Below are 14,745 nucleotides of genomic sequence, written 5' to 3'. Positions count from 1 at the left end.
ATGTCTCCCGTGTCAATCTTGTCCAACATTTCATTGGGTGACGGGCCCACAGGCAACAACACCTCCACCGTGGGGGAACCCACCGCGGCAGTGGCCGGCAACCACATGTTCATGACCGGAAACTGGTACGCCAGTCAAAGCACGGACGGCGGCACGAACTGGAAGCACGTGGACCCCTTCACTGCCCTGCCATCCGCTGCAGGGGGGTTCTGCTGTGACCAGGTGGTGCTGTATGACCCGCGGCGAAAACTATGGATCTGGATTCTGCAGTACATCCGCAGGAACGGGTCCAATGTTTTCCGGCTTGCCGCCGTCCACGACGGCGACTTCGGCAACCCCGGTGCGTGGTACTGGTGGGATATAGCGCCGACAACAGTGGACGGATCATGGACACAGCTCTGGTTCGATTACCCGGATGCAGCAGTTACCGCCGACAACCTCTTCGTCACGTTCAACGTTTTCAACAATGTCGGCGTCGGGCAGTGGCAGCGGGCCGTCGTCATGCGCTTTCCCCTGGCAACCATTGACAACCGGGGAACGCTGATTTTCAACTCCTGGTCAACCACCCGAAATGGTTCCATCAGGCTCACGCAGGGCGCAGGCCGGACAATGTATTTCGCCAGCCACAATTCGAACCAACAGGTGCGCCTGTTCTCGTGGGCAGACGGGCAAAACAGCGTCACTTGGTGGGACATCAACGTCGCGGCATCCAGCGATGCCATCTCATCCAACGCTCCCAACAACGTGAACTGGCTGTCCCGGACCGACAGGAGGATCACCGGTGCATGCGTGGGCAATGGCACCGTGACCCTCATGTGGACCTCCGGCAGCGGAACGAACCGGCCCCACCCTTACTGCAGGGTGGTGCAGATCGCGGAGGCTTCCAAACAGGTCACGGCCCAGCCGGATATCTGGAGTTCCACCCGTTCTTGGGCCTACCCGGCCGCTTCCACCAACAGTGCCGGAGTAGTAGGGTTCACGGCGTTCTATGGCGGGGAAGACCGCAACCCGGGCCACATAGTGGGCGTCCGGGATGCAAACGGAACGTGGAGCACCGCGTACAGCAAATTGGGAAGCCACTCCCCGAATGAACCTAAGTGGGGAGACTATCTGTCCTGCCGTCAGCACACGCCATCGGCCGAGAGCTGGATCGCCTCTGGATATACCCTCGAAGGCGGCGGGACCCGCACCGATATCCTCCCCCGTCTCGTCCGGTTCTCAAGGGTGTAATCGATGGTTGAGTTTGAAGCCTTTACAGGAAAGGCGAAACCGTGAATGGGCTTCGGAGCGAATGGAAACAGGAACAAATTCAGGAGAATCTCGGCGAGGCAAACGAGAACTTACCTGTAGCGTCGGCCACAGACAGGTTTCCGGTAGCGGGCACAGCAAGTGGCATGGACCTACGGGCTGGTGAGGAAATGTACGCCGAGGATGCCGACGGAACCATGGATTCAGCCATCGACCCACGGATGCCCGCGGACCCGCCCCTGCGGCCCACGAATCAGGCCGGTGCGTGATGGGCCTCTACTTCCGCAACGGCACGGGGGATGTCCTCTTCGTGGCCTACGCGTACCACGCTCCCGGCTGCGAGGGCGGCACGGACTGGTCAAAGAAGGGCTGGTACCGCATCGCTCCCGGGGGCACCGTGAAGGTCTTCAGCGGATGGGCGGGCCCGGGGAAGTACTTCGTTTTCGCTGAAAACGAGTCCCGCAGCAGAGCATGGTCAGGCCCATTTTTCACACAGCTGCCATCAAGGGCCTTCGACTGGTGCTGGCAGACGGGGAGTACGGACAGCCGCATGCTCGGTCTCACCAAATTCGAGGTCGGGTGGGGGATCCTGGATCACACGGTCCGCTTGACGTGATATCCAGCGCGAGGTCCTGAAAGTGGCATGTACAGATGCCCGCTCCACCGGGAGCGGGCATCTCGTTTTGGTACCCAACTTTTCACACCTGGACGCCGAAGTCTGGACCCATGGCCCAAGCCGGGCCTCTGGCCTCTAACTACGGTGCGCTCTAGCTAAACTCCCGACGGGCAAACGGAGAGGAGCACATGTTGCCTCTCCGTTTCGCCGCTTTCACGCGACGCCGGACATGGATGGGTGCTGCACAGCGAGGGGAGAAAGGATAAACGAGAATCGCGTCACCCTGGGTCCCCAAATCTGAAAGGCAGTGAGGTCAGGCAGCGTGACCAAAGCAGTTGCGGGGCCTACGCGTTGGACAAGTTCGTCCCATTCGCGCCGATCGGCGTCGGACAGCTTTTCGCTGACGTCATTGGACCATTGTCCATCGGACGGGCGTGGACGGAGACCTTCCACAACATCACTCCATCGCTGGTTGGAGCCTGAACCGGGTTCTACCGAGGGGTCTTGGTCCGGGAGGGCGGCGATCAGCTGACCAAGCAACCGGGGATGAGAGGTCAGCAGTCCGAGCAGTACGGCCACAGCCTGGAACTGGCCGGGCGCCGACGTGTTGCCTAGGAAGGTTGCGGCCGGACTGAGGTCTCGCGTGCTGCGGACCAGTCGGTATAAGTTGAGCAAGCGCTTCGCTTGCCGGGGGCTACGCACCAGCGGACCGAGTGCAGCCAACAGCTTGAGCTCCTCCTCGGTTAACCGCCGCGGTGGAACCTTGGGGAGCGGGTTATCGGGTCCGGCCTCGAGGACGGCGGCTGCCTCGGATCCTTCTTCTGCGTTGAAGCCTCCCGAAGCGTCAACAACCGGGGTCACCTTCGAGGTTCCGGACCCGCCAGGCTCTGTGGCATCGCCGGCGCCTGCTCCTGCCAGTTCCGGTGTTTTGTTGGGGGTGGTGGGATTACCCGGCACATCCGGGACGGCGTCGCCGAGCGACAGCTCGCGGATCAAACGCTCGAAGGTGGCGCCCGTCATGCCCGGCAGCACGAACGGGATGTTGAAAATCTTTTCCAGGTAGTCCTGCGGCGTCGTACGCCAGTCCCCCTCCCCGCCGGACCGTTCCGATGAGTCCAGGCTGCCGTCCACCCGGCCCGGAAACACCGACGCGTATTGCTCGCGCAAGGAATGCAGCAGCCATCGCGGGTCCACCCCGACTACTACCACGAACAAGTCCAGTGCGAGCAGCAAGTGCACCGCTTGGAGGACGTCCACAACTTGCCGGGGCGAGCAGCGGTCCAAGTCATCGATGTAGAGGACAATCCTGTCTATGGGCTTGTGCTGGTCGGGTTGATTGAGCTTCCGCCATTCCTTCATAAGCCCAATCAAGCGCTCAAAGTCTTTTCGAATCGTTGAAATCATCCCCAGATTTGCACTGTACTCCTCGCTGCTCGCACGTTCAGAGACGAAGTCGTACCAGCGCTGGGCGGGATTCAGGGCAGCCAGTTCCGAGCCAAGTTGTCCCGCCCGCTGCAACACCTCGGCGAGCTGCGACTGTAGAACTGCCTGGCGGGCCTCCGCTTCCCGAAGCTGTTGCAGTTCCTTGGCAACCTGTTCGTCCTTCGCAGCTGCGGACCCCTGGCGAATTTCCTCGGCCACTGAGTGGAGCGAACGCAGCCCCTCGCGTGCCCGTTGCACTGCGAAACTCGTCCTTGTGAAGGCACCGGCCAGCGCGATGACACCACCACCGGCCACCCAGTTGGTTAAGTCACCGCGGAAGAAGGCCGATGCGGCGATCAGGACGAGGGCTGTTGCCGCCACTGCCGTGGCGCGCGCGCCATTCCGTCCTGAGGTCGCCACTTTCAGCGCGCTCAATTCTGTGGCTGCCCCGCGAATCTCGCCGGTAAGGAGCTGGACCTGGTCCACTTCCTTGCGTATACCCAGCTTGTTCCAGATGTTCTCCAGCTCCTTTCCCAGAGTTGGCGATTTGGCGACGGCGCCCACCAACCCAGAAGCGGACCCGGCAGCATCCCGTTGTGCCTTCGCAAGCTTTTGACCGAGCTGGACAGTCTCCTGGGTCGCCTGTTCATTCGCGATTTTGAGCGCTTGGGTACGCCGCAGCGTGTCGGCCAGCTCCTCGCGAAGGGCCTCACGATTCTTGGAGGGTGCGGCCTGAGGCCCGGCCAGCTGTTCAAAAATCTCGTTGCCCAAGCTTGCCCAGAGGTTGGTGTCGGAGTAATGCCATGCGTTGAAGGTGATGGGCACGATCTCCCTAAGGTAGGCCTCGTCACCGTCACCGGCCAGCTCGTGGATCTTGCCGCGCAACAGTCCCATGAAGTAGCTCTTCCCGGAGCCCCACTCACCGAACAGGCCAATCGACAGGGGCAGGGGTGTGTCCCGTCCTGCGATGAGGGTGGCCAGCATGGCGACGTACGTATCGAGTCCGAGGTGGTCTTCCGTCAAGGGAATCCGCTCGTCGCCGTCCACGAGGTCGGGTGACATACCACCGGCAAGCAGGGTCGCATCGGTAATTTGCTCGCCGTCGTCCCTATTTGAATCGGGTGGCTCCTCGCGGCCGTCCACCATAACAGCGTCTTCAGAAGCTATTGCAGTCCACGCCATCTGAATCGCACTTATCGTTGGCCGATCCAGCCCAACGAACGTGACCCGCTGGAGAGGAGAAGACAGCATTTTGCTCAACGTTGTGCGAACCGCGCGGACATTCGCTTCCGCCACATCCTGAAGTGGAAGTCCCATGGCTCCTGCCCCCAACAGAGGGATAGCGAGGGACCTAACACCTACTTGCATGGCTGCCTGCACGGCAGAGGCCGTGCCGCGGCCTGCCGCATCGGGTGTTCCCTGTCCGCCGTCGCGTGCGGAAGCGACGATCACCTGCTTCAACTGGGGCGCGTCTGGCGACAAGGAAACGGGTAATACTTGGGGTTCGTCCGGAGACAGAAGGTAGAACTCGTCGTCGGGCCACGCCACGCCTCGGACGCCTTTGCGCACTGCTCGGCCGAGGTTGCCGAGCCCGCCGCTTGGCGCGGCCGAGACGACCAAGGCGTCGGCGTCAAGCCGCCACGGACTGGACGTGACAACGGCGAAGCACGTCACGTCGTTGACGGTACCGAGCTCGAGTGGTGACACTGTCTCTACGTGCGAGCTTGTAAGAGTTTCGGGCACCGCAGTCGGCAATACGTCAGTTGGGACGCGGGCACCTAACTTCTTCAGAGCAGCAAAGGCCGCCGGATAATCGATTCCTAGTCTCCGGAGGCGTTTCGCGATCTGGCTATCTGGTTCCCTTTCAGCTGAGATAAGAATCGCCACCGCCAGGTCCGCCGCCCCTACTTCGTCACCCGCAGGCAGGGACTCAAGAAAGTCAGTTACAGCGTCGGCGAGCTCGGGTTCAGCATGATCTTCGCCGCGTTCTTCAGGTTTCGGATCGCCCGCCAAGTTGAGCAGGGATGCGAGCTTATATCGTTCAATGCCAACGATTGAAAAGGCGTCATTGAGTTCAGTGTCGACGTACATGAGCGCAAAGAGCAGAACTGACCGCGTGATGCCTTCTCGGTTGCCTACTCCGTCGATAAGTCGTCGGCGCTGGATGGCAGCTGCAACTCGGGTTGCATCTTCGACAACCGCCGACACCCGATGACCGGATTCCATGCACAGTTCAACAAGAGGTAGCAGCCGGGGCGATGACATCTTGTGCTCCCTGTAGGTTCGGACGAGGCTTCAGTCGCCGGCGTCAATCCTGTAGCCACGACAGATTATCGATCGAAAACCCGGTGCTTCGGCTACCTGGATCAGTCTGCCCAGATGGTGTTACTCCAGCGTTACTGGACTAGGGCCTGTTTCCGAAAGCTGTCCGCCAGATAACGGACCGTTTGGAGGATCGTTTAGAGCCATCAGGACGCGGCATCATCGCAGTCGTCCCGCGACCATCCGCTATGTTCGGTCGTCCAATACGACGTGGATCCACCGAGGCAGCCCCCTGGCCTTAGACCAGGAAGATCACCTCCGCTTGCGCACGACAGTTCGACGTTCACCTTCCACGTCTGCCGCGGTCCGGCCGGCCTGCGACACATAGGGAAAACTTTTTAGCCTATTCCGACCAAGGTGAAATCCGATCCGCTGGCCGAATTGCCTCCCGGATCGTCCGTACCGATCCATGCTGCCGACGACGAAAACCGATCGAGTGGAGAATCGAAGTGCTGCTGCAGACTTTGTATAAGCTGCCACTGTGCCGACTGCGGCCAGCACCGAGCCAGGTTCGACCTGCGTACTGCGGATGCCCGGAAGCCGTATCGATCGCTCCACTGCGATTAGTCGTGGCGGAGCGCGAGCCAATGCGACTCGAGAAGAGCGGGTTTGCCAAGGCCTGAGGTCGGGTGCGTGGCACGGTATCTGACGCTGGTCGGAGCAACGGAGGTCAGATCATAGAGGGTACCGAGGTTATAGGTGCGGCTCAGGCTCTCACCCGGTGAAAGTTCCAGAAGTTCCTCTGCGGCATAGGGGCGACGCTTGACCTGAATTCCCAGGAAGGGAACGGCGGGCGGCAGGAACTCGAAATAGCTCCCGTCCATATTGTCCGGTTCAATCCGCGGAAGGGCCAGGTACTGATGTTCCTCCGCCTCGTTGACGAAGGTGACTTCCACCAGAGGGCCGGAAGTGTTCGCTAACTCAAGGGTCACGTTCATCGGTTTATTAGCTCCTCGAAGTAGTACTCGATGTTGTCAGCGTTCTCCAGTGCGAGTGACGGATTCACCGCCGAGAGGTGTTCGGCGCCGTCGGTGCCATAAACGTGATCCGCGGTACCTGCGACGTCCCTGAAGTGGCTCAGCTCGTGCAGGATGACCCCGGCCTGGGAATCGGGCGGCGAAGCGTCTGTCGACCAAAACAAGTCTCCAACGAAGACGTGGCGCCGAGGATCATCCGGATAAACGTAGGCAAACGTGTCCGGACCGCCCTTGCCGTCTTCAAACGGTACAAGTTTTACTTCGCCTGCGTGCTGCTGCATGCGCTGCACGATACCCACTAATTGATCCCTAGTCGCTTCGTGGTTGTTACCGAACCATTTGCTGCAGAGTCGTTGGTCCTCGACATCCCATCGCGCCAGGGACGTAGATGCGGCAGAGAGTGCTCCTGTGACCGCAGCGTCAAGGACCGGCAACGAGGCCAGATCGGTGGAGGGCTTTGCAGCGAGCCGCAAGGCCAGTGTGCCTAGGCTTGGGGCCACCCCTGGACCTCGTACCGGGGTGGTCGCCCCTGTTGCTCCTCCGGGGGAATGGCGGTTGATGAAGCCCTTGCCCGTTATTGCAACCAAATGAAGGTGCCGTGCCGCCTGGGAAACCGCCTTGCTGGCCGCCTGAAGAGCAGCGGCGGCACCTCCGATATCGCCCCTGGAAGTGCCCCTCGTAACCATGGAGGCGCGGGCGGCGGCCGCCGACAGCCGCTGGGCTTGCGCCGCAAGTTCAGCGGCATGGCGTTCCGCGTCTCGGTTGACAGCGTCCAAGGTGACCAGGAGTTCTTGAAGGGCACTCATGTGACCACCGTTACTGTCTTCACTGCTTTGCCGGGTTACAGGGATGCAGCGAACTTAGTTGCGGACTGGGACGCTTGCTGCAGTGCGTTGATGGCTGAGTCGAGCTGCTTCTCGGCAGCTTGGAGTGTCTGGATCATCTCCTTGTCTGCACCCGATGCTGTGCCGCCGATCGTTGCCGACACCTGATTGATGGCCTGCGAAAATTTCGACTTGAATCCGGTGAGTCCGGAGGCTGTGGATTTGGCATCGGTGGAGATGCTGGTGAGTTGCTGCTTGACGGAACCGAGCTGAGACATGGTGTTTTCCTTGCTGCTAGTTGAGATTGAACATAATGAGGACGAGGCTGAGAATGACGATTGCTACTCCCCCAAGGCAAATGCCGAGGAGCAGGCGGTGCTTTCGATCTGCGGCTTGCGCGGCTGACCGCGCTGCCTCTGCTGCTGTTTCCCGCTCACGGCGCAGCTTCTCCTGGCGTGCGTGCAGCGCTTCGGCCGCTTCCTGCGCTGCCCCGTTACGAGCACCAAGCTCATCGGCCCTGCGCGCAGTGGCTGCTTCACGCAGCCGCAAGTCGACGGAATGGACCGCTGCGACGTGGTCCTCGATTGCCTGCTTCAGAGCCCCGTCATCGCCTGCCGCGCCGTTCTCGGCACGGACCTGGAGTGGAAGGAGTACGCTGTGCTCCTTCAGCGAGGCCACTGCACCGCTGTAACGGGACTGCGCGTTGGTCAGGAGCGAGGCCAGGCGCGCGGTCTGTTGCTGGAAAGACGCGTCGGAAGCTTTGCAGGCCTCGTCAAGGGCCCGCTGGGCATCCGCAAGACCATGTGCCAGTTTGATTTCGACTTCCATGAGGGCTTCCAGCGCTAACTCGTAGTCGGCGTAAAGAGTGCTTGTGGCTTCTTTCTGCGTGTCCCGCATGGTCACGTTTCCCAGTCTGTCTTGCGGAACTCCATCAGGTCAGGTGCCGTCAGTGGGGAGAAAGGGATCACCGTGGTGGGCTCGGAAATTTGGGTGCGGTCTGAGAACAGGGCGCGGTTATCCCGGACAGACCACGTGACGAAGGGCGAAGACAGGAGCTCCTGGACCGTGCTTTGATCCAAACGGAGCATGAGCATCGCGTCAATGAAGCCTTCGCCTCCGAACCCTATCTGCGATTTGAAGGTTGCCACGTTGGCCCACCAGCCAAGCAGGTGGATCCGCTTGGCGGGACCAGTCCGGAGAATCTGTTGCAGATCCTCCGACGGCCTACGTGAAAACATGTCAGGCACATCAAGCGTCGTGGCCCGGTCAAGCCCGAACCCTAGGAGGTACTTCGGAGGCGCGTCGTTGCCCCTGTCCTCGATGCAAGATGCGACTTCTTGAAGGCAACTCGCAATTTCGGCGCGGCCGATACGTTCCACTGGGTATCCAATCGAGGCCATCGCCTCGAGCCAGCGGTGGTGGTTATTCCGCTCGAATGTTAGGTCGTCGAGAGCTTCGAAGCTGAAAAACTCGGCATCTCCATCCGGATGTTGCAGTGCCAGTGAAAGCGCTGCGGCCTGAAGCACCCCTACAGCGTTGTTCCGCGGGTCATCCCCGGGTGAGTGGGCCGCTGCGTCCTCACCCGCGCCCAGGATAGCGAAGTTGCGTCCCGGTTCAGCGCCGAGGGGAACAGAAAGTGCGCTGCTGACGACGTCGATCGGGTAACCGATCAGCGCGGCGGGCGTTCCCCCCGCTGCTACCGCGTCACGTCGAAGTCCCAGCAGTGCCGGTATAGCCTCGGCCGGCCGGATCCGGCGGCCGCCGTCGAACACCACTGGGGGCTGTAAACGTGAGCGCGCTGTCTCCCACCACCCAAAGCGCAAGCGGGACAGTTCGTCATCGTCAGCGCTGGCCACAAGGACATGGCGGTTGGAGTCGAGGTGTCCGTAGTCGAGATTGAGCACGGCCTCGCCGCGAATTCGAAGACGTGCAGCTGCGTCATTTCCCGCACCGAGGGTAGCGAAAGACTCCTGAATAGCGTTCTTCAGTGCCAGCCGTATGGGGAACTGCGCGAAGATGCCGCCCTCCCGCGCCATCAAAGCCGCAATGCCCGAGATGGTTTGCGAGGCGAGGATCAGATGGACGCCATAGGATCGGCCGCGACGTGCAATGGTCTCCAGCAGCTGGGCCGCAGCCTCGGCAGTCTTGTCATTGGGTTCGAACAGCATGTGGAATTCGTCTATCACCAGGACGATCCGCGGCATATGGGCGTCCGGGACAGCGGCCCTGTACCGGCTGATGCTTTCGCCGTGCGGACGAAACAGCTTCGCGCGGCGCAGGAATTCGCCCTCTATGTGCCGGAGCACTGCCAGCCCAAAATCGCGGTCACTCTCCAGCCCCAGGACCCGGGCGTGCGGGAGGAAGTCCGGCGACGCCGACGTGGGGGCCATAGGGTACAGCGTGACGCCCTCCTTGAAGTCAAGAAGGAATAGTTCCAGCTCCTCGGGAGAATACCTTTGCGCCAGACTGTGGATGACAACCTTGAGCAGGTTCGATTTACCCTGCCCAACAGCGCCGGTGATGAGCAGGTTGTGGCGCTGGTCCCTCTCGTCTCCGAGGGTAATCGAGGCAGGAGAATGCCCCGCGAGCCCGAACGCAAACTCAAGGCCGGCGGCGCTTGACCCCGCCCAGGTGGAGTCCATGGGTTGGATTTGTGTGAAGGGGATCCGGGGCGCCGCTGCGCTGCTGGCTAGGTTGGCAAGATCATCGACACGCCGGACCAGGGCATCGGCGCTCTCACCGGAAATCCGCACGTCGAATTCGGGGTGGGCTGTCCACCGGAGACCTTGAGCATCTTGACGAAATACGGTGCCGAGCGTGTTCAGGTCTTCCTGGCGCCACCAGTCTGGCATGGCGTCGCCCGGTGCCGGGAGCACGAAGATAAAGCTTGTTCCAGCGTCAGCGCCGGCTTTAGCGAGTGACAGCACCTGACGGTGCAATTGCTCATCCACCTCCGATGGATAATCAAAAAGCACCACGAGGCGGTAGCGTTCTACGGGGTGCCCCGCAGAACGTCGAAGATCGACCAGCGAACGGCTGACCCCGCGCAGAGTTTCGTTGACCCGCTGGACGTCTGCCACCAGTTGCTGCACAGTGCGCTCCAGTTCCGCGGGGCGGTTGAGCACTTGGAGGCTTTCTTCAGAGACCCTGCGAAGAGCGCTGAAGGGGGCAAGCGTTGACCGCAGCTTGGGGTCATAGGCGATGATGTCCAGCTGACCAGGCGCGGTGCCCCGCAAGGCTTCCCAAACGAGTTGCTCCACGAGCCGCCGGGTGTCGGCCGGCTGGGCTTCAACCACAACATTGCCATGGCCGAGCAGGGGCACGATAAGGGGAGCCTCCACCTCTTTGTTCACGCCCATCGGAGCACCGGAGACTGCGAGCGTTCCGATGGTGACGTATTCGGCCACGTCGAGCGCCGCCGTGCCGGCTGACCGAAGGGAATCCGCGATGTCGCGGGCTCGAAGACTGTGTTCGATTACAGCTTGGGACGCGTGGTTACGAGCTATTGCCTGTTGCCGTTCCTGCTCTTTTCGGGCCGCCGCATATGCCCCGTCCCGCGTTTGCGCCGCCGCGTCTTTTGCTGCGCTCAGCGAGCCGAGGAGACGGCCGTGAGCGCCTCGGAGCGCTTCCGCGCTGGCATCCAACCGGTTAATCATTCGCACTCACGGCCACGGTCACCTGTGCAGGGCGCAGAAGGCGATCACCGAGCCGATAGCCCTTGCGCTGGATTGCTGCAATCGTGTTCGGCAACAGTTCGCCCGCGGCATTCACGGTTCCGACGACTTCGTGGACGCGCGGATCGAAATCGCCCGAGTCGTCAACCTCAACCAGCTCCCGGCGCCGAAAAACCTCCAGCAGTTCATCAACAGCTGACTCGACCAGCTCAGGCGTTGCTGGCTCTGCCTGGAGCCGATCGATCGCAAGCAGGGCTTCCCTGATCAGGGCCTCGAGGTCGCGGTACCTGATGAGGTCGTTGGCTGTGCGAAGCTGTTCCTGGACGGTCTCGATGAGTGCGTTTTTCCCCCGGTCCTCAAGCAGTCGGCGTTTGAACAAATCGCTGAGTTGACTTACCTCGGCCTGGAGCGCGGTCAGGGCATCAGAGCCCGCTCCAATTGTGTTTTCTTCCCTGGACATATGCGCGGCGCCCTTTACTGCAGGCCGGTAGCGCGGGCATAGGCTGGGGCTTGCTTGCGGTTCCACTGCCAGCCGGGCATCCGGTGGGAACGCACGAAGAGCACGGGCCAGAGAACCAAGAGACCGAGAAAAATAACACCCAGAAACGCGCCGCCGCCCCCGGAGCTGAAGGCGATCATCATAGCTATGAAGGTGGCTATCTCAGCCGCCGCGAGGCCAGGGAAACCGCCGAAGGACTGGAATTTGACGGTTTCGGCCTGCTCGGCGAATACGCGCACCTCGTCGAGGTCGTTCTGGAACTCCTGGTCATCAATCTTCAGGCGGCTGATCTGGCCAAGTTTCTCCTTGGTGGCATTCAGCTGAGCTTCAGAAAGAATGTTTTTTGAGTCGTCATGGAACCTCGACCAGGAGGAGGTCGACTGCTCCAGAAGGCCCAGGCCGTAGTAGTACGTCACGAGTTCATCCTCGGGGAGCTGCTCGTGCGCGTCCTTCAGAAGCGCTGTGCCCCGGTCTACTTCGCCCAGCGCGCCGAAGGATAAGCCGACGCCGGCCTTGTAGTAGGCGTTCCCGGGCTCCAGGCTGAGCGCGCGCTGGTACGCGCCGAGGGCCTCGCGCCAGCCGTCGTTTTTCTTGTGCAGATCACCGAGCTCAGCGTGGTAGGCGGCCTGGTTTGGATCCAACCGGACCGCCTCGTTCAGCTCGAACAGGGCGTCCTGGTCCTGATCCAGAAGTCCTGATGAGACGCCGCGGAAGTACCAAGCCTCAGGGTTTTCCGGCTGCTGCCCCGTTGCTTCGCGCGCTGCATAGTTGGCTTGCGCGGCGTTGCCCTGAGAGAGGTATTCGAGGGCGATCTTGGACCAATCCCTTCCGGCGCCTGGCGTCGCCGACGGGGCTTCGCTGGGTACGTCGACCTGGGCGGCGAGCTTGCGGTTGTATTCACCGCGCTTGGGCGGATCGTGCAACAACGTCTCCGCGTCAGAGATATCCTTCATCAGCTTCTCGGCAGTCTGACGGGTTTCAAGCTTCGGATGGCTGGTCTTCGGCTGCCAAAACCGGCGCTTCTCGCTGATTGCCTTCGAGATAGTTTCGATATCCGCCTCGGGATCAACTTCGAGGATGGCGTAATAGTTAGCAAGGGGGGCCATGCTGCTCTTTCCTTTTCGTAAAGCTGTCTACTGGACGGCCAGTGACGAGACTTTGTGGGCTGCTTCGCGGACCTGGTCGTCGGTCAGATTGGCGAGACGGTCGATTTCGAAGGTTCCAAGCGACTGGTTGGTCGTAAGGTCCGTAAGTTCGACGAAGACGGTTTGGTCAATGTCGTAGGCGTATGTCACCCGCACCGGAGCCCCCTTGGGATAAGGCGGGACGGGAAGCTCTTTGGATCCGATCTCCACGACATAGTCCGGGTTCGTGTCGTCGCCCTGCGTTACGCGGACGTTGATCGAAGCCTGGTTGTCAACGACTGTAAAACCATCGGCACTGAGCTTGGTCGGGATCTTGCTGTTCCTAGGGATCACGATGGTGTTGACATCACGGGTAGTGAGTGCATCAACCTGGATCACGCCTAGCGACTGCGAAGTGACATCAGCAATGACAGGCAAAGCCCCGTCGAAGAGGGCTACGTCCGTAGCTGAGGCGGAATCTTCCATGGCTGCCTGAATTGCAGCACCGAGTGCGACGGCCTCATCCGGGTGGACAGATTTGTCGGCAGGCTGGCCCGCAAGCCTCTCGACAACCGCACGCACCATCGGCATCCTTGTTGAGCCGCCCACCAGCAGCACGTGGTCGACTTGGGCCCACGAGATGCCAGCTTCCTCGAGCACATGCTCCGTGAGGTCTTGCGTTCGGCGAAGCAGGTCGATGGTGATGCGTTCGAATTCGACCCTTTCAACCTTCACCCGGTAGGGGCGGCCTCCGGCTGAGACATGGACAGTCGTGACAGCGACTGTCGTCAGGCTCCGCTTGGCCATTTCAGCCTTCTCCCGGAGTGCGGCGAGCTGAGCAGGATCATCCAAGATGTCAGGACCGCCCTGTTCCTCCACCTGGGCGGCGATGTACTCGATAAGACGGTTGTCGAAATCGAAGCCACCAAGGTTCCGGTCCCCGTCGGTGCCGAGAACGTCGAACTCGCCTTCGCCAATTCGCATGAGAGTCACATCGAAGGTGCCACCGCCCAGGTCATAGACCAGAACAAGCCCCTGGGCGGAAGTGTCAAGGCCGAAAGACAGGGCAGCAGCAGTTGGCTCATTCAAAACTCGCAGAACATTGAGCCCGGCGATCCTGCCTGCGTGTTTGGTAGCGGTGCGCCGCGCGTCATCGAAATAAGCCGGTACGGTTATGACGGCATCCGTGACAGGCTCCCCCAATGCCAGCTCGGCGTCTTCCTTTAGCCTGCGCAGGATGACCGCGGATATTTCCTCGGCGCTGTAGCTTGTGCCGCCGGTGGAGGTGAACCTCCAGGCAGGATCGCCAATGTTGCGCTTGACGAACTGCACCACATCTTCGGGAGCGCTGGCGGCCGAATGCTTCGCCATCGTCCCGACAAGGGGCTCGTCACGTCCGTCAAATGCCTGGAAGAGGGCCACGGAGGGCGTTATGTTCTCTCCGTCACGGTTGAGAAGCACCTCGGGTTCCCCTGTATTACGAAGAATCGCGACGGCCGAATAGGTCGTTCCCAGGTCGATACCAATCGCCCGCGCCATCAGTTAAGCCTGGCTCTGGTCAAGTTTTGCAATGACCTTCTTTGCAAGGCCCCAACCGCCGCTGGTCACCATGCCGTACTGCGTTTTCCATGCCGACATCCACGCCGTCACGTGCGTTTTTCCGTCAACAAGCGGTTCAATATCAACGGAAACCGTCGCACCGGTGTTATTGAATGTGCGCCTGCGCTTGTTGATGTGGCCTGGTCCAGACACGTCCGCCCACAGCATCTTTCCGAAACTGTCTTCCACAATTTGGCGGGCACGGGCCGGGCTCAGCGTAACGACAGTTTCGTGCTGTTGCTTCGCGCGCCCGCTGCTCCAGATGCCCAGGGCAAATACCGCTGCGATGAGGAGCACGAGGATAAGGATGAAGCCACTACCGTCCATGAGGGGAGCCTTTCTAGGTCAAAACCGCCAATTGGGCCCGGAGTGAATGCCCGGACCGTCCAATGCCAACAACTTTAGGAATTCACTGTGAGCAGGGTTTAGTGCTTGTTCTG

12 protein-coding genes are annotated in these 14,745 nt (G+C 61.0%); 2 read left to right on the top strand and 10 right to left on the bottom strand.

Going from position 1 to position 14,745, the window contains the following annotated elements; translation table 11 throughout:
- On the top strand, positions 1-1,230 hold the full coding sequence (locus tag AC3A4Z_RS03455) for a glycoside hydrolase family 183 protein (protein WP_498710111.1): 1,230 nt from the start codon (positions 1-3) through the stop codon (positions 1,228-1,230).
- Positions 1,231-1,516: 286 nt separating this feature from the next.
- The gene (locus AC3A4Z_RS03450) at positions 1,517-1,864 is read left to right on the top strand and encodes a DUF1036 domain-containing protein (protein WP_498710773.1); all 348 of its coding nucleotides are present in this window, start codon (positions 1,517-1,519) and stop codon (positions 1,862-1,864) included.
- Positions 1,865-2,077: 213 nt separating this feature from the next.
- Here AC3A4Z_RS03450 and AC3A4Z_RS03445 read toward each other — a convergent pair whose 3' ends face one another.
- From AC3A4Z_RS03445 to AC3A4Z_RS03400, 10 genes are all read right to left on the bottom strand, one after another.
- Positions 2,078-5,551 carry a P-loop NTPase fold protein gene (locus AC3A4Z_RS03445; RefSeq protein WP_498710109.1) on the bottom strand — a complete coding sequence of 1,158 codons (3,474 nt, stop codon included), beginning with the start codon at positions 5,549-5,551 and terminating at the stop codon, positions 2,078-2,080.
- 620 nt (positions 5,552-6,171) lie between these two features.
- Positions 6,172-6,546, bottom strand: coding sequence for a hypothetical protein (locus AC3A4Z_RS03440; protein ID WP_498710107.1), 375 nt, complete (start codon positions 6,544-6,546; stop codon positions 6,172-6,174).
- Positions 6,543-7,391, bottom strand: coding sequence for a M35 family metalloendopeptidase (locus AC3A4Z_RS03435; protein WP_498710105.1), 849 nt, complete (start codon positions 7,389-7,391; stop codon positions 6,543-6,545). The genes AC3A4Z_RS03440 and AC3A4Z_RS03435 overlap by 4 nt, the downstream gene beginning before the upstream one ends.
- 35 nt (positions 7,392-7,426) lie before the next feature.
- Positions 7,427-7,687: a hypothetical protein gene (locus AC3A4Z_RS03430; RefSeq protein ID WP_498710104.1), complete on the bottom strand. Its 261-nt coding sequence runs from the start codon at positions 7,685-7,687 to the stop codon at positions 7,427-7,429.
- A gap of 16 nt (positions 7,688-7,703) precedes the next feature.
- Positions 7,704-8,312, bottom strand: coding sequence for a hypothetical protein (locus tag AC3A4Z_RS03425; protein ID WP_498710103.1), 609 nt, complete (start codon positions 8,310-8,312; stop codon positions 7,704-7,706).
- Positions 8,309-11,065: an FtsK/SpoIIIE domain-containing protein gene (locus AC3A4Z_RS03420; protein WP_498710101.1), complete on the bottom strand. Its 2,757-nt coding sequence runs from the start codon at positions 11,063-11,065 to the stop codon at positions 8,309-8,311. Before AC3A4Z_RS03420 ends, AC3A4Z_RS03425 begins: the two co-directional genes overlap by 4 nt.
- Complete coding sequence (locus tag AC3A4Z_RS03415) at positions 11,058-11,543, bottom strand: nucleotide exchange factor GrpE (protein WP_498710100.1); 486 nt, start codon at positions 11,541-11,543, stop codon at positions 11,058-11,060. The genes AC3A4Z_RS03420 and AC3A4Z_RS03415 overlap by 8 nt, the downstream gene beginning before the upstream one ends.
- A 14-nt stretch (positions 11,544-11,557) precedes the next feature.
- Positions 11,558-12,688, bottom strand: coding sequence for a J domain-containing protein (locus tag AC3A4Z_RS03410; RefSeq protein ID WP_498710099.1), 1,131 nt, complete (start codon positions 12,686-12,688; stop codon positions 11,558-11,560).
- A gap of 27 nt (positions 12,689-12,715) precedes the next feature.
- Complete coding sequence (locus tag AC3A4Z_RS03405) at positions 12,716-14,245, bottom strand: Hsp70 family protein (protein WP_498710097.1); 1,530 nt, start codon at positions 14,243-14,245, stop codon at positions 12,716-12,718.
- A 3-nt stretch (positions 14,246-14,248) separates the two neighbouring features.
- A complete protein-coding gene (locus AC3A4Z_RS03400; protein WP_498710095.1) occupies positions 14,249-14,632 on the bottom strand; it encodes a hypothetical protein in 384 nt (127 codons plus the stop codon).
- Between the last annotated feature and the right edge of the window lie 113 nt (positions 14,633-14,745).

This window comes from Arthrobacter sp. Soil_C_49, from assembly GCF_057656635.1.
The sequence above is the reverse complement of the archived record's forward strand: the minus strand, read 5'-3'. Positions and strand labels throughout refer to the sequence as shown.

Excerpts from the sequence above, each read along its gene's own strand:
- AC3A4Z_RS03455 (WP_498710111.1), top strand. The coding sequence starts at position 1 with ATGTCTCCCGTGTCAATCTTGTCCAACATTTCATTGGGTGACGGGCCC.
- AC3A4Z_RS03450 (WP_498710773.1), top strand. The coding sequence starts at position 1,517 with ATGGGCCTCTACTTCCGCAACGGCACGGGGGATGTCCTCTTCGTGGCC.
- AC3A4Z_RS03445 (WP_498710109.1), bottom strand. The coding sequence starts at position 5,551 with ATGTCATCGCCCCGGCTGCTACCTCTTGTTGAACTGTGCATGGAATCC.
- AC3A4Z_RS03440 (WP_498710107.1), bottom strand. The coding sequence starts at position 6,546 with ATGAACGTGACCCTTGAGTTAGCGAACACTTCCGGCCCTCTGGTGGAA.
- AC3A4Z_RS03435 (WP_498710105.1), bottom strand. The coding sequence starts at position 7,391 with ATGAGTGCCCTTCAAGAACTCCTGGTCACCTTGGACGCTGTCAACCGA.
- AC3A4Z_RS03430 (WP_498710104.1), bottom strand. The coding sequence starts at position 7,687 with ATGTCTCAGCTCGGTTCCGTCAAGCAGCAACTCACCAGCATCTCCACC.
- AC3A4Z_RS03420 (WP_498710101.1), bottom strand. The coding sequence starts at position 11,065 with ATGATTAACCGGTTGGATGCCAGCGCGGAAGCGCTCCGAGGCGCTCAC.
- AC3A4Z_RS03415 (WP_498710100.1), bottom strand. The coding sequence starts at position 11,543 with ATGTCCAGGGAAGAAAACACAATTGGAGCGGGCTCTGATGCCCTGACC.
- AC3A4Z_RS03410 (WP_498710099.1), bottom strand. The coding sequence starts at position 12,688 with ATGGCCCCCCTTGCTAACTATTACGCCATCCTCGAAGTTGATCCCGAG.
- AC3A4Z_RS03405 (WP_498710097.1), bottom strand. The coding sequence starts at position 14,245 with ATGGCGCGGGCGATTGGTATCGACCTGGGAACGACCTATTCGGCCGTC.
- AC3A4Z_RS03400 (WP_498710095.1), bottom strand. The coding sequence starts at position 14,632 with ATGGACGGTAGTGGCTTCATCCTTATCCTCGTGCTCCTCATCGCAGCG.